12 protein-coding genes and 1 tRNA gene are annotated in these 13,791 nt (G+C 71.8%); 2 read left to right on the forward strand and 11 right to left on the reverse strand.

The genetic code is table 11. The features are described 5' to 3' along the window. Positions 1–45: 45 nt before the first annotated feature. The 8 genes from secE to gabT form a co-directional block, all read right to left on the reverse strand. On the reverse strand, positions 46–312 hold the full coding sequence (gene secE, locus ACYVF4_RS05095; RefSeq protein WP_460720361.1) for a preprotein translocase subunit SecE: 267 nt from the start codon (positions 310–312) through the stop codon (positions 46–48). A 45-nt stretch (positions 313–357) separates the two neighbouring features. Next, positions 358–430: transfer RNA gene (locus ACYVF4_RS05100), tRNA-Trp, on the reverse strand. 166 nt (positions 431–596) lie between these two features. Continuing rightward, entirely contained in the window at positions 597–1,034 is a 438-nt protein-coding gene (locus tag ACYVF4_RS05105) for a pyridoxamine 5'-phosphate oxidase family protein (RefSeq protein ID WP_460720363.1), read from the reverse strand. A gap of 64 nt (positions 1,035–1,098) precedes the next feature. Further along, the gene (locus ACYVF4_RS05110) at positions 1,099–2,460 is read right to left on the reverse strand and encodes an NAD-dependent succinate-semialdehyde dehydrogenase (protein WP_460720365.1); all 1,362 of its coding nucleotides are present in this window, start codon (positions 2,458–2,460) and stop codon (positions 1,099–1,101) included. A gap of 53 nt (positions 2,461–2,513) precedes the next feature. Then, complete coding sequence (locus ACYVF4_RS05115) at positions 2,514–4,064, reverse strand: APC family permease (RefSeq protein ID WP_460720367.1); 1,551 nt, start codon at positions 4,062–4,064, stop codon at positions 2,514–2,516. Further along, positions 4,061–4,951: a universal stress protein gene (locus ACYVF4_RS05120; RefSeq protein ID WP_460720369.1), complete on the reverse strand. Its 891-nt coding sequence runs from the start codon at positions 4,949–4,951 to the stop codon at positions 4,061–4,063. Before ACYVF4_RS05120 ends, ACYVF4_RS05115 begins: the two co-directional genes overlap by 4 nt. Continuing rightward, on the reverse strand, positions 4,948–6,309 hold the full coding sequence (locus ACYVF4_RS05125) for a flavin monoamine oxidase family protein (protein ID WP_460720371.1): 1,362 nt from the start codon (positions 6,307–6,309) through the stop codon (positions 4,948–4,950). The genes ACYVF4_RS05120 and ACYVF4_RS05125 overlap by 4 nt, the downstream gene beginning before the upstream one ends. Positions 6,310–6,468: 159 nt before the next feature. Then, entirely contained in the window at positions 6,469–7,830 is a 1,362-nt protein-coding gene (gene gabT, locus ACYVF4_RS05130; protein ID WP_460720373.1) for a 4-aminobutyrate--2-oxoglutarate transaminase, read from the reverse strand. A gap of 109 nt (positions 7,831–7,939) precedes the next feature. Between gabT and ACYVF4_RS05135 the strand changes: the two genes are divergently transcribed. After that, a complete protein-coding gene (locus ACYVF4_RS05135) occupies positions 7,940–9,478 on the forward strand; it encodes a PucR family transcriptional regulator (protein WP_460720375.1) in 1,539 nt (512 codons plus the stop codon). A gap of 142 nt (positions 9,479–9,620) precedes the next feature. Continuing rightward, the gene (locus tag ACYVF4_RS05140; RefSeq protein ID WP_460720377.1) at positions 9,621–11,030 is read left to right on the forward strand and encodes an NAD(P)/FAD-dependent oxidoreductase; all 1,410 of its coding nucleotides are present in this window, start codon (positions 9,621–9,623) and stop codon (positions 11,028–11,030) included. 53 nt (positions 11,031–11,083) lie between these two features. Here the strand turns inward: ACYVF4_RS05140 and ACYVF4_RS05145 are convergent, their stop codons facing one another. Genes ACYVF4_RS05145 through ACYVF4_RS05155 form a run of 3 tightly spaced genes read right to left on the reverse strand, consistent with a single transcriptional unit; the run spans position 11,084 to position 13,779 of the window. Next, positions 11,084–11,887, reverse strand: a complete 804-nt coding sequence (locus tag ACYVF4_RS05145) for an HAD-IIA family hydrolase (protein WP_460720379.1) — start codon at positions 11,885–11,887, stop codon at positions 11,084–11,086. Beyond that, positions 11,884–12,684 carry a triose-phosphate isomerase family protein gene (locus ACYVF4_RS05150; RefSeq protein WP_460720381.1) on the reverse strand — a complete coding sequence of 267 codons (801 nt, stop codon included), beginning with the start codon at positions 12,682–12,684 and terminating at the stop codon, positions 11,884–11,886. The genes ACYVF4_RS05145 and ACYVF4_RS05150 overlap by 4 nt, the downstream gene beginning before the upstream one ends. A gap of 15 nt (positions 12,685–12,699) precedes the next feature. Continuing rightward, the gene (locus ACYVF4_RS05155; protein ID WP_460720383.1) at positions 12,700–13,779 is read right to left on the reverse strand and encodes an ABC transporter permease; all 1,080 of its coding nucleotides are present in this window, start codon (positions 13,777–13,779) and stop codon (positions 12,700–12,702) included. Between the last annotated feature and the right edge of the window lie 12 nt (positions 13,780–13,791).

The following is a 13,791-nucleotide window of genomic DNA, read 5'->3' on the forward strand; positions in this document are numbered from 1 at the left end:
CGCCGATACAGCCGCACACGGCTGTCGCGGCGAGATCAGGGGGTGTTACGCCCCGGACACTCCGAAGACGTTGGCAGCGAGCCACACGAACAGCAGATCCAGTCCGTAGACGATCGCCATCATGACGACCACGAACCCCAGGACCACCGCGGTGAACTTCACCAGCTCCTGCCGGGTGGGCGTGACCACCTTGCGGAGCTCTGCGAAGACCTGACGGATGAACAGAGCGATCCGCGCGAAGACGTTCATCTTCTGCTCGCGCGGGGCGCCGCCGCTTGCGACGACTTCGCCCGTCGGCTCGTCCTGGACCATCTATGCCACCTGATTACCTTCCGTGAGTCAGCTTCCGCTGACGCGCAGGGCGGACAGGAATCGAACCTGCAACCTGCGGTTTTGGAGACCGCTGCTCTGCCAATTGAGCTACCGCCCTAGATCCCTGCGGGATCCGGTGGTCCGTCTGCACACTCTTGCCGCAACCAGAAGAAGGGGGTCACCCGACCGGCGGGCACAGCGAAAGAATGCAGATTTGAACCGCTCGTCCCAGTGTACGGCATGCCCCGGCCGGCCGACGAACCGGGCGGGCGGCCGCGGCGGTGTCAGTACTGCTGGATGCCGTAGCGGTCGGGCTCCTCGCCGCGGCGGAAGGCGCGACCGCTGAGGCTCGTCGGCTCGATGCGGACGTAGTGGTACTTCAGCGTGGGGATCCACGGCTTCAGCGGCAGCGAGTCGGCGTGCTCGACCTCGGCCGAGGTGTCCAGCCGGCGGGCGTGACCGCGCACGACGACGCTCCACGCGTCGGCCTCGCTGTAGTCGTCGACCTCGAAGAGAACCTCGTCGTTGATCGTCAGCTCGAACAGCTTCGAGCCCTCCGCGGTGCGGAAGATCACGCCGCCGTCGTCGACGACGTAGTTGACGGGGAAGATGTCCAGGACGTCACCGACGCGGGTGACGAGCCTGCCGAGCTGGTGGGCGTGCAGACGCTCCCAGCACTCCGCGTCGGAGAGGCGGGCGACGGCTTCGGTGGACTCGTTCATGCTCCACATCCTGCCGCCGCCCGGCCTCGCGCGCCAGGGACCTTCGGCCCGGGCACGCGCCGCCTCAGCCGGCGATGCGGATGAGCTTCTTGTTGACGAACTCGTCCGCGGCCAGCAGGCCCATCTCACGCGCGGTGCCGGAGCGCTTGACGCCGCCGAAGGGCAGTTCGGGCGAATCGGCGAGCACGCAGTTGATGTAGACCATCCCCGCGTCGATCTTGTCGGCCACCCGCTCGGCCTGCTCCGGGTCGGTGGTGTAGACGTAGGAGCCGAGTCCGTAGCTGGTGTCGTTGGCGATCTTGACCGCCTCGTCCTCGCCGCTGACGCGGTAGACCACGCCGGCGGGGCCGAAGAGCTCCTCACGGTAGACGTCCATGTCGCTGGTGACGTCCGTGAGCACCGTCGGCGGGTAGAACGCCCCGTCCCGCTCTCCCCCGACGACGAGGGTGGCGCCCTGCGCCACGGCGGTGTCGACCTGCGCCTGCAGGCGCTGGGCGGCCGCCACCGACGACAGCGGGCCGAGCAGCGTGTCCTCGGCGAACGGGTCGCCCATCTTCTGCCCGCTCATCGCCGCGGCGAACTTCTCGACGAACGCGTCGTAGAGGTCGTCCGCGACGATGAACCGCTTGGGGGCGTTGCACGACTGGCCGTTGTTGTCCATGCGCGCCTCGACGGCCGCCGCGACCGTGGCATCGAGGTCGTCGGTGGACAGCACGATGAAGGGGTCGGAGCCCCCGAGCTCGAGGGCGACCTTCTTCAGGTGCTGGCCGGCGAGGGCGGCGACGGCGGAACCGGCCCGCTCGGATCCGGTCACCGACACGCCCTGCACGCGGCGGTCGGCGATGACCAGCGCGGCCTGCTCGTTCGTGGCGAAGATGTTGGTGTACACGCCCTCGAGGCCGGCCTCACGGTACATGTCCTCGATCGCCGCCGCCGATGCCGGGCACTGCGGCGCGTGCTTGAGCAGGATGGTGTTGCCGACGACGATGTTCGGCGCCGCGAAGCGCGCGACCTGATAGTAGGGGAAGTTCCACGGCATGATCCCCAGCAGCACGCCCAGCGGCGAGCGCCGGATCACGGCGCTGCCCTCACCGAGGATCTCCAGCGGCTGGTCGCCGGTGATCTTCTCGGCGTTGTCGGCGTAGAACTCGGTGATGTCGGCGGCGAAGTCGACCTCGCCCTCGGCGGCGGCCAGGGGCTTGCCCATCTCGCGCACGATGATGGCGGCCAGCTCGTCCCGGCGCTCGCGGTGCAGCTGCGCGACACGGCGGATCTTCGCCGCACGCTCGGCGACGGGGGTGTCCCGCCACGCGCGGTAGGCGGCATCCGCCCGGCCGATCGCCGCGTCGAGATCGGCGTCCGAGATGGTCGGGAAGGTGGCGAGGGTCTCACCGGTGGCGGGGTTGACGACGGCGTAGTCGGTCATGAGCGCTCTCTCTGTGATCGGTCGTGGGATCGGACGTGTTGTCCAGTGTGCCGTCAGCGACGGTTTCGCCGAAGGCTCTCGGGTGCATCGAGAGCAAGTGTCTCGCCGCGGAAGAATGCCGGACGCTTTATCGCCTGCCAGATCATGATGACGACGCCGACGCCGATGACGGCGACGCCCAGGATGAAGACCAGGCCGACGCCGGCGATGTTGGAGCCGCTGCCGTACGCCGGGTCCGCGCTGTCGACGAGGGTGATGACGAAGAGGACCGCGAGGATGACCCCGCCCACCAGAGGGAAGAGCAGGGTGAACAGGAAGTTGCGCACCGAGTCGAACCACTGCTTGCGGAAGTACCACACGGCTGCGAACGCCGTCAGCCCGTAGTAGAAGCAGATCATCATCCCGAGGGCCGTGATGGTGTCCCACAGCACGTTCTCGCTGACGAAGCGCATGACGGCGTAGAACACCGATGCCACGACCGCCGACACCACGGTGGCGTAGCCGGGGGTGAAGAACCGAGGCGACACGCGCGCGAAGGCCGGCGGAAGGGCACCGTAGTGCCCCATCGCCAGGAGCGTCCGGGCCGGCCCCACGGCCGTGGACTGCAGCGACGACGCCGAGCTCGTCAGCACCGCGAGCGAGACCAGGAACGCCAGCGGGCCGAGCACGGGACCGGAGAGGTAGAAGAACACGTTCGCCTGGATGTCGGGGTTGCCGAGCCCCAGTCCGCCGTCGCCGGCACCGGCGAACGACAGCAGCGCGATCGAGATGAGCAGGTACAGGGCCACCACGATCACGACGGTGACCGTCGCCGCACGCCCCGGCGTCTTCTGCGGATTGCGGGTCTCCTCGTTCATGGTGAGGACGACGTCCCAGCCCCAGAAGATGAAGATCGACAGCGACAGGCCGGCCACGACCGCTCCGACCGATCCCACCGCGAACGGGTCGAACCACGACAGGTCCACCGCGCTGGCATCGAACGCCGTGCCGCCCGCCACGTGCACCAGCGCCGCGATCGAGAAGACCACCAACACGATCACCTGGAAGCCCACGAGGAAGTACTGCAGCTTCTGGGTGGTCTGCAGGTCGCGGTAGGACACGATCGTCGCGCCGAGCATGAACAGCAGGCAGACGACGACGTTGATGACGGGGTCGAACGCCAGTTCGGCGATCGTCCCCCCGCCCCCGGCGAGCTGGTCGATCAGCAGGAAGAGGAACTCCACGGCGATACCGGCGAGGTTGGACAGCACCAGCACGGTCGCCGCCACCAGTCCCCAGCCCGCCATCCAGCCCACCCACGGGCCGAACGCGCGGGTCGCCCACGTGAAGGAGGTTCCGGAGTCGGGGATCATGCGGTTGAGCTCGCGGTACCCGAAGGCGACGAGGAGCATCGGGATGAACCCGGCCAGGATGATCGCCGGGACCTGGTAGCCGACCTCGCTCACGGTGGGCCCGAGCGAGGCGGTCAGGGTGTAGGCGGGCGCGATGGTGGAGATGCCGATGACGACGGCGCCGACGAACCCGACCGTTCCCGCGCCGAGGCCCTTCTTCGACACCGCCCCGTCGACGGAGTAGCCGGCGGCGACCATGGTGCGTTCGCTCATCGGGCGGCGCCTTCCTGGGATGCCCGCTCGCGCGGGACGACGATCATGGGGACGGTCAGCTCGTGGAGCATCTTGGCCGCCGTGGAGCCGAGGAACAGCCGGCGGGGCTGGGCGAGTCTGCTCGATCCCACCAGCACGACCTCGCCCGGCAGCCAGTCCAGCTCGCTGACGGCCTGCTCCAGGCTCTCGCCGTCACCGACGACGACCTCGCTGTCGATGCCCTCGGGAAGCGCCCGCTGCGCCTTGCCGAGGACGTCCTCGGCGTGCGCGGCGCCGGCGATGCGGATGACGCCGGTGTCGAGCGTCGCGGGCAGGTCGACGGTGACGAGGGAGAGCAGCCGGATGCCGGCACCCGTGGCCCGCGCGAGCGCCACCGCCTCGTCCAGCAGCGCCTGCGCGCCGGGCTTCGTGCCGAGGGCCACGGTGAGGCGGGAGATCCCCGCGGCGACCGCGGTCTTGCGCGCCCCGCGCGGGACGAGGATCACCGGGACGTCGGCGCTGTGCAGCAGCTCGGTGGCGGTGGTCCCCAGGCGGTGCCGTCCGCGTCCGGCGCCGTCGGCGCCGCCGACGACGATGTGCGAGGCCCCGGCTTCGGCGGCCGCGGCCCGCAGGCCCTCGCCGAACGAGTCGGCGAAGCGCACCTGCTCGGTGTGCGGCACGGCCGCGGGGATGGTCGCCGCCGCGTCGGCGAGCCAGGTCTCGGCCTGGGCGCGCAGGTAGTGGTCGTAGCCGGCCTTGGGCGGGGTGATGACGCTGCGGGTGTCGGCGGGGAGGACGAGGACGAGCTGCAGGGCGGATCCGGCCGCCAGCGCGAGCCGGGCGCCGAAGGCGACGGCATCCTTCCCCGCTTTGGTCGCCTGGTAGCCGACGACGATGACGCCGCTCACGAGTGGGCCTCGCGGACGATGTTCGCCGCGGCGAGCCGGCCCATGCGGATCGCGCCGTCGACGTGCTGGTAGCCGGCGCCGGCCATGTCGCTGCAGGCGAAGTGAATGGGGCCGACGGGGGTGCGCAGGTCCGCGCCGTAGCGGGCGAGACCGCCCAGGTCGAAGCTGGCGGCGTAGGCGCCGCGCGTCCACTCCTCGGCGCCCCAGTCGCTCTCGAAGTACACCAGCGGGCTCTTGGCCTCAGGTCCGAAGTAGTGCGAGAGGGATTCCAGGATGCGCTCCCTGCGTTCCTCGGCCGACACCCGGAAGAGGTCGTCGGCGTTGCGGTCGGACACGAAGCCCACGAGGGTTCCGCGCTCGTCGCCGTGGTTGGTGTTGTCGTACGCCTCGTGCGAGATCTCGTAGGGGCTGAAGGCGGTGCCCGACAGGCCCTGCTCGCGCCAGAACGGGCGGTCGTAGACGGCGTGGACCTTGATCACGAAGCCCATCGAGATGTGCTGGTGCATCTGCTGCTTCAGGCGCGGAAGCGCGGGCTGGAAGTCGATCCACGGGTAAAGGACCGGCGCGTGGGCGAGGATCGCGAAGCGCGCGCGGACGGTCAGGCCCCCGTCGGTGAGGACCGTCACGCCGTCCGCGCCCCACCGCACCGTGTTGACCGGCTGCTCGAGCACGACGTCGTCGCCCAGCCTCTCGGCCAGCAGCAGCGGGACCTGCTGCAGGCCACCCACGACCCGCTCGTCGAGGATGAAGTCGGCGTCGACGAGGTGACTGAAGCTGCCCGCGCTCGCCGCCATGAGAAGGGCCTGCAGCGCCGAGAAGGCGTAGGCGGGCTTGGTCAGCATGGCCCCGGCGATGAAGAGGGCGATGTTGTCGCGCGCCTCCTGGTCGTCGGTCTGCTCCTCGAGCCACGCCTCGAACGAGATGCGGTCCAGAGCCTCGGCGTCGGGGTGCTCCCACGGACGGTCGGGGTCGACCTGTGCGACGAGGGAGTCGAGCACGCCGATCAGCCGCACGATCTCCTTCTCGGTCTCGGGGGCGACGGGGAAGATCTCGCCCGTGAAGCGGGTGAGGCGCCCGTCGGTGCCGATGTAGACCGACTCGCCCTCGCGGTAGCGCTTGTAGGTCTCCAGGCCCAGCTCGGCCAGCGTCTCTTTGAGGGCGTCCTGGTCGGGCGAGACCCACTGCCCGCCGACCTCGAGCATGGCGCCGTCGACGACGTCGGTCCACAGCCGGCCGCCGACGCGGTCGCGAGCCTCCAGGACGACGACCGACAGGCCGGCCGCGCGCAGTTCGTGCGCCGCCGTCAGCCCGGCGGCGCCGGCGCCGACGATGACGACGTCTTTGGTGATCTCGTCCATGCGAGTGCCGAAAGCCTTTCTTCCCTGCATCCGGATCACGTGATGTGCACGAGCGCACCCGTTATGTACGGTTCGCAACGGGTGATCTCGTACGGATCACGTGATCTGTACGTGAGGGGGTGAGGGTGAGGGGGTGAAGAGAGAGAGGGGATGCCGGGGTCAGGGGTGGCCGGCGAGCGCGGCGAGCACGACGTCCAGGCCCTCGTGGAGCAGGTCGTCGGTGATCGACAGCGGCGGAAGGAAGCGGATGACGTTGCCGAAAGTGCCGCACGTGAGGACGATGACGCCCTCGGCGATGCAGGCCTTCGCCACCGCCGCGGTGAGCGCGGCATCCGGCTTGCCGGTGGCGGCGTCGACGAACTCCACCGCGATCATCGCGCCGTGCCCGCGCACGTCGCCGATGCGGCCGTCGGCGGCCTGGGCGGCACGCAGCCGGTCGGTCAGCAGGGCGCCGATCGCGCGGGCGCGCTCGAGCAGCCCGTCGTTCTCGAAGGCGTCGATCGAGGCCAGCGCCGCCGCGCACGCGATGGGGTTGCCGCCGTAGGTGCCGCCGAGGCCGCCGGTGTGGGCGGCGTCCATGATCTCGGCGCGGCCGGTGACGGCCGCGAGGGGCAGGCCACCGGCGATGCCCTTCGCCGTGGTGATGAGGTCGGGCACGATGCCGAAGACCTCGCTGGCGAACATCCGGCCCGTCCGGGCGAAGCCGGTCTGCACCTCGTCGGCGATGAAGACCACGTCGTGGGCGCGGCACCACGCCACGAGGGCCTCGAGGAAGCCGTCGGCGGGCACGATGAACCCGCCCTCGCCTTGGATGGGCTCGATGATCATGGCGGCGAGGTTGTCGGCGCCCACCTGCTTCTCGATCAGGGTGATCGCGCGCTCGGCGGCCTCGGCGCCGCTGAGTCCGTCGCGGAAGGGGTACGACAGCGGCGCGCGGTAGATCTCGCTCGCGAACGGCCCGAACCCGCTCTTGTACGGCATGGCCTTGGCCGTGAGGGCCATCGTGAGGTTCGTGCGCCCGTGGTAGCCGTGGTCGAAGGCGACGACGGCCTGCTTGCCGGTGAACTTGCGGGCGATCTTGACGGCGTTCTCGACCGCTTCGGCACCCGAGTTGAACAGCGCGCTCTTCTTGGCGTGGTCGCCGGGTGTGACGCGGTTGAGCGCCTCGGCGACGGCGACGTACGACTCGTACGGCGAGATCATGAAGCACGTGTGGGTGAACTGCGCGACCTGCGCCTGCACGGCCGCGACCACCGCGGGGTGCGCGTTGCCGACGCCGGTGACGGCGATGCCCGAGCCGAGGTCGATGAGGGAGTTGCCGTCGGCGTCCACGACGACGCCGCCGCCGGCGGCGACCGCCTCGATCGGCACGGTGTGACCGACGCCCGACGCGACGGCGGCGGCCTTGCGCGCCAGCAGCTCCTGCGAACGGGGGCCGGGGATGGCGGTGACCAGGCGTCGCTCCTGCGGCAACGCGGGTCCGCCGAGGGGGTGGGTGACGAGCGTGTCGGTCGAAGTCATGCGGCGAGCGTAAGCGGGGCCGCGAACGCCGAGCACCCACCGACCGGTACATTCTGTTCGAGCTGCTGTACATTCGGTACACCCCGCTCACCCGGCATCCGAGGAGAACATGGCCGCCGACGCCCCCACACTGCGGGCGCTGCTCTCGCGCGCCGACCTGCGTCTGCGCCTCGAGGGCGAGGCCTCCCCCGGCGCTCTGGACCGCGAAGTGCGGTGGGTGCACAGCTCCGACCTCGCCGACCCCACGCCCTTCCTCTCGGACGGGCTCGTGCTGCTGACCACGGGGACGCAGTTCCACGACGCCGGCGACGATGCGGCACCGTACCGCGCGTACGTCCGGCGACTCGCGCGCCGCGGCATCGCCGGCCTGGGCTTCGGCACCGAAGTGGCCCGCAACGGCATCCCCCCGTCGCTCGCCGACGCCTGCCGCGACGAGCATCTCGTGCTGTTCGAGGTGCCCTACCGCACGCCCTTCCTGGCCGTCGCGCGGGCGAACGCCGAGGCGATCGCCGCCCAGGCCTACGCCCGGCGCAGCTGGGCGCTGGCCGCGCAGCGCGCGATCTCGCTGGCGGCACTGCGACCCGACGGGCTCGGCGCGACGCTCAGCGAGCTCGCCCGGCAGCTCGAGGCGTGGGTGGGCCTGTACGACGCGGCCGGCGAGCTCACGCGCGAGCACCCGACGGGCGCACTGGATGCCGCGACCGCCGAGGGCGTGCGGGCCGAGGTCCGCACGGTGCTCGGGCGCGGCGCGCGGGCAGGGTCGTCCTTCCACGTCGGCGAGCGCCCGTTCACGCTGCAGACCCTCGGGCGCGGCGGGCACCTGCGCGGCGTCATCGCCATCGGCGCGGGCGATCTGGACCAGGAGGGGCGCGGCGTGCTGACGTCGGTCATCGCCATGGCCGGTCTGGCCCTCGAGCAGCAGCAGGGGCTGTCGCGGGCGTGGGGCGCGCTCCGCGCCGGACTCGTGCAGGCGCTGCGCAGCGGCGACGCCACCCTGGCGCGGCGCATCGCCCGCGACGTGTGGGGGCCGCTCCCGCCCCCTCCGGTGCGGGTGGCCTTCGCCGGCCTCGGCGACGCCGCCGCGGGGTCGCGCACCTCACGCCTGGACGGCATCGCCGAACTGCTCGAGGTGCGCGCGCACGAGTCGCGCGGCTCGGTGTTCTTCGGCCGCGCCGACGACGGCCTCATGATCGTCGTCCCGGCGGCCGACCGGGCGGTCGTGGACGAGGTCGCCGACCGCTTCGGCGCGCCGATCGGCCTGTCCGACCCGACGGGCTACGACGATGTCGCCGCGGCGTTCGAGCAGGCCCGGGTGGCGCGCGAGCGCGGCGGGCGCGGCGTCACGGAGTTCGCCGAGGTATCGGGCGGCGGCGTGCTGTCGGCGCTGTCGGCCGAGGCCCGCGCGCTCGCGGCCGCCGAGCTCCGCCCGCTCACCGACCACGACGCCGCCCACGGCACGCAGCTCGTGCCGACCCTCGCCGCGTGGCTCGACCACGACTGCTCGCACGAGGCGTCGGCGCGGGCGCTCGGGGTCCACCGGCACACCATCCGCACGCGCCTCGCCCTCGTCGAGCGCCTGATCGGCCGCGACCTCGCCTCGTTCGCCACGCGTGCCGAGCTCTGGGCGGCCCTGCGCGCCGTCGCCTGAGCGACGCGCCCCCTGCACCGGAGCGATCGTGCGCGCGACGCGCCCCGGCGGCGGAGCGATCGTGCGGCGATCCGCCGATTGCGGACGGATCGACACGCCCGGGCGGATGCCGTCGCCGCCGGCGCCCGGCAGGATGACCGTCATGGCTGCCCCCCGCGCGATGTCCTCCGCCCCGGCCGTCCGCAACGGCGAGGTGTCGTGGTGGTGGCGTGACCTGGGCGGACGGCCCGCGCCGCGGCCCGCACTGGAGGGCGACCGCGATGCCGACATCGTGATCGTCGGCGCCGGCTATACCGGCCTGTGGACCGCGTACTACCTGGCCGCCCACCAGCCCGACCTGCGGATCACGGTGCTCGAGCAGCGGTTCGCCGGCTTCGGGGCGTCGGGGCGCAACGGCGGGTGGCTGACGAACTCGGTCACCGGCGGGCGCGAGCGCTACGCCGCCTCGCACGGCCGGGACGCCGCGATCGCCCAGCAGCGGGCGCTGAACGACGCCGTCGACGAGGTGATCGCCGTCACCGCCCGCGAGGGGATCGACGCCGACATCGTCCAGGGCGGCGAGCTCGAGATCGCGCGGACGCCCGCGCAGCTGGCACGGCTCCGCCGCACCGCGGCCCACGAGCGCGCCTGGCCGCACACCGACATCGAGGAGCTCGGCCGCGACGCGGCGGCCGCACGCGTGGGCGTCGACGGCGTCCTCGGCGGGATCTGGCATCCGCACTGCGCGCGGGTGCACCCGGCCAAGCTCGTCCGCGGGCTCGCGGCGGCCGTCGAGCGGGCGGGTGTGAGGATCCACGAGGGGACGCGGGTGACCGAGATCGCGCCGGGACGCGCGGTCACCGAGAACGGCGTCGTGCGGGCCGATCACGTGATCCGCGCCACCGAGGGCTTCACCGCCGACCTGCGCGGCGAGCACCGGACGTGGCTGCCGATGAACTCGTCGATGATCGTCACCGAGCCGCTGCCGCCGTCGTTCTGGCACCGGGTCGGCTGGACCGGCCGCGAGACCCTGGGCGACTTCGCCCACGTGTACATGTACGCCCAGCGGACCGCCGACGACCGCATCGCGTTCGGCGGCCGGGGGGTGCCCTACCGATTCGGCTCCCGCGTCGACACCGACGGCACGACGCAGCGCCGCACCGTCGCCGCCCTCACGGCGCTGCTGCACGATTTCTTCCCGGATGCCGTGGGCACCGGCATCGCGCACGCGTGGGCGGGCGTGCTGGGCGTCCCCCGCGACTGGGCGGCGAGCGTCGGGCACGACCGCGCCACCGGCCTCGGCTGGGCGGGCGGGTACGTGGGGACCGGGGTCACCGCGACCCACCTCGCGGGCCGGACGCTGGCGGACCTGGTGCTCGGTCGCGACAGCGACCTGGTGCGCCTGCCCTGGGTGGACCACCGGGCGCGCCGCTGGGAGCCCGAGCCGCTGCGGTGGCTCGCCGTCCAGGGCATCTACGCGGCGTACCGCACGGCGGACCGCATCGAGGCCCGCTCCGGGTCGGCGCGCACGGCGTGGCCGGCGGCGGTGGCGGACGTCGTCGCGGGCCGGTGAGCGGGTCGCCGCGAGGTGAGCGGGTCGCCGGGGGTGACCGGGTCGCCGCGGGCTCAGCGGGCGACGGCCACGGGGAAGTCCGTGAGGCTGTCGATCTCGAGGTCGGGGACGACCTCGAGCCCCGCGGCGCGCGGCACGCCGCTGCGGACGAGCACGGCGTAGATGCCGCAGCGCCGGGCCCCCGCGATGTCGGTCAGCAGCTGGTCGCCGACGGCGACGGTGTGCTCGGGGCGCGAGCCGAGGATCTCCAGCGCCATCCGCATCATCGTCGGCTCGGGCTTGCCGATGACGACAGGCTCGACGCCGGTGGCGGTGATGATGGGCGCGGCCACCGAGCCTGCACCGGGGTCGAGGTCGTCGCCGTGCGGGATCAGCCGGTCGGGGTTGGTGAGGACGAACGCCGCGCCGTGTCGGACGGCGTGGACCGCCGTGCGGATCCGGTCGTATGTCAGGTGCACGTCGAGCCCCACCACCACGACATCCGCGCGCGCGTCGTCGACGAGGCCGAACCCCGCCCGCTCGATGTCGCCGCGCAGCGACGCTGCGCCGATCACGTAGACGGCCGCACCCGCCGGGAAGGTGCGACGCAGGTGCTCCGCGGTCGCGAACGACGAGTTGACCACGCGGGCGGGGTCGGTCTCGTAGCTGAAGCGGGCGAGCTTGGCCACGACGTCGTCTCGCGAGCGCGTGGAGTTGTTCGTGACGAACACCGACGGGATGCCGGCGGCGTCGAGGGAGCGGACCACGTCGAACGCGCCGGGCACGACGTCGTCGCCGCGGTACAGCGTGCCGTCGAGGTCGAAGATGACGCCTTCGAGAGGGTCTGGCCATCCCGCATGCGGGAGCGCCGCGCTCATCCGGCCGGCTGGGCGGCGGGGCTGAGGGCCACCACCTCGTCGAGGATCTGCGCCACCACCGCCGCGTCGTGGGCGGAGCGGCCGAGGAAGAGCCCGTCGATGTCCTCGGCGAGGACGGGAAGGATGCCGGTGCCCGCCGCCCCGCCGTAGATGACGCGGGAGTCGCCGACGCCCGGGATCTGCGCGAGCGCGTCCCGCAGGGCGTCGACGACGGTCGAGACGTACTCCGGCGGAGCGGGTTCGGCCGCGCCGATCGCCCACCGGGGCTCGTACGCGACGAGGAATGGCGCAGCGACTCCGTCGGCCAGGCTGGCGGTGAGCGCACCACGCAGCTCGGTCACGCACTGCCCGGCGGCCCGCTCGGCGCTGGCCCGCACGGCCTCCCCGACGCACAGGATCGGGATGAGGCCGTTGCGGAATGCTGCGGCCATCTTGCCCGAGACGGCGGCGTCGGTCTCGCCGAAGTGCGTGCGCCGTTCGGCGTGCCCGATCTCGACGAAGGTGCAGCCCACCTGTGCCAGCTGCGCGCCGCTGACCTCGCCGGTGAACGGACCGAAGTCCGCCCAGGCGATGTCCTGCGCCCCGACGAGCACCCCGCTGCCGGCCAGTGCCCGGGAGGCGTCGGACAGGCTCGGGAAGCTCGGCAGGACGAAGACGGTCGCCTCACCCGACCGCACCGCGGGATGCCCCTCGACGGTCTCGCGGACCGCGTCGATCCAGGACAGCGTCTGGTGGTGGTCCATGTACATCTTCAGGCCGAGGCCGATGATGTACCGGGCGCCCAACGGGTCGGTCATGTGCGTTCCCGGTGCTCAGCGCCGCACGAGGCTGCGCTTGCGCGGCACCTGCAGCGTTCCGGTCGGCGGCTCCAGGCCGCCGGGGGTGGGGACGGGACGCGGCGCGGCCTTCTTGCGACGGCCCTTGACGACATAGTGCGTCAGCACCATGACACCCAGCAGCAGAAGACCCCAGACGAGGTTCTTCGCATAGGGCGAGAATCCGAAGGCGGTCATCGAGGTCGACAGCAGCTGCAGCAGCACCAGCGCGAAGCCGAGGCTGACGATCCGGCCCTTGCCGCCGTACGGGTTGAAGCCCGCGAGCACGACCGCGAGGATCGTCTGCAGCAGGTACGACTCGCCGAATCCGACACGCATCGAGTTGGCGCGGGCGATGATGATGATCGCCGCGAGCCCCACCACGAGCCCGATGAGGGCGTAGGTCAGGATGATGGTCCGCTCGGTGCGGGCGCCCGAGAACCGCAGGGCGACCTCGTTCTCGCCGAACAGGTAGACGCGGCGCCCGAAGCGGGTCTTGCGCAGCATCCAGCCGACGACCACGAACACCGCCACCAGCAGCACGAACACCAGCGGAGCCGGCCCGATGCCGATCGCGGCGATCATCGAGAACTCCGGGATGGCGATCGGGACGCTGTTCCCCTTGGTGATCGCCATGCCGATGCCGGTGAACAGCAGCATCGTGCCGAGCGTGGCCAGGATCGGCGGGATGGAGATCTTCGCGATGATCGTGCCGTTGAGCACGCCTGTCAGGATGCCGGTGACGATCGCCGTGATCAGGCCCAGGATCATGATGAGACCGTGGTTGTCGTCGGTGACGGGGATGATCTGGCCGCTCATGACCAGGGTGGCCATGAGGCCGGCCAGGCCCGCCGCGGCGACGATCGAGAGGTCGATGCCGCCGGTCAGGATCGCCAGCGCCATGGCGACGGCGAGCAGGCCGAACTCGCTGACCTGGATCGACATCGATTGGATGCCGGCCAGCGAGAAGATGCGCTGCCCGAGCAGTGCGTACAGGACCGCGGTCACCACGACGGTCGTGATGACGAGGACCGTGAACTCGCGGTCGTCGCCGAGAGCCTTTCGTACCCAGTTCATTGTGATCGCCTT

This window comes from Microbacterium aureliae (genome assembly GCF_054780155.1).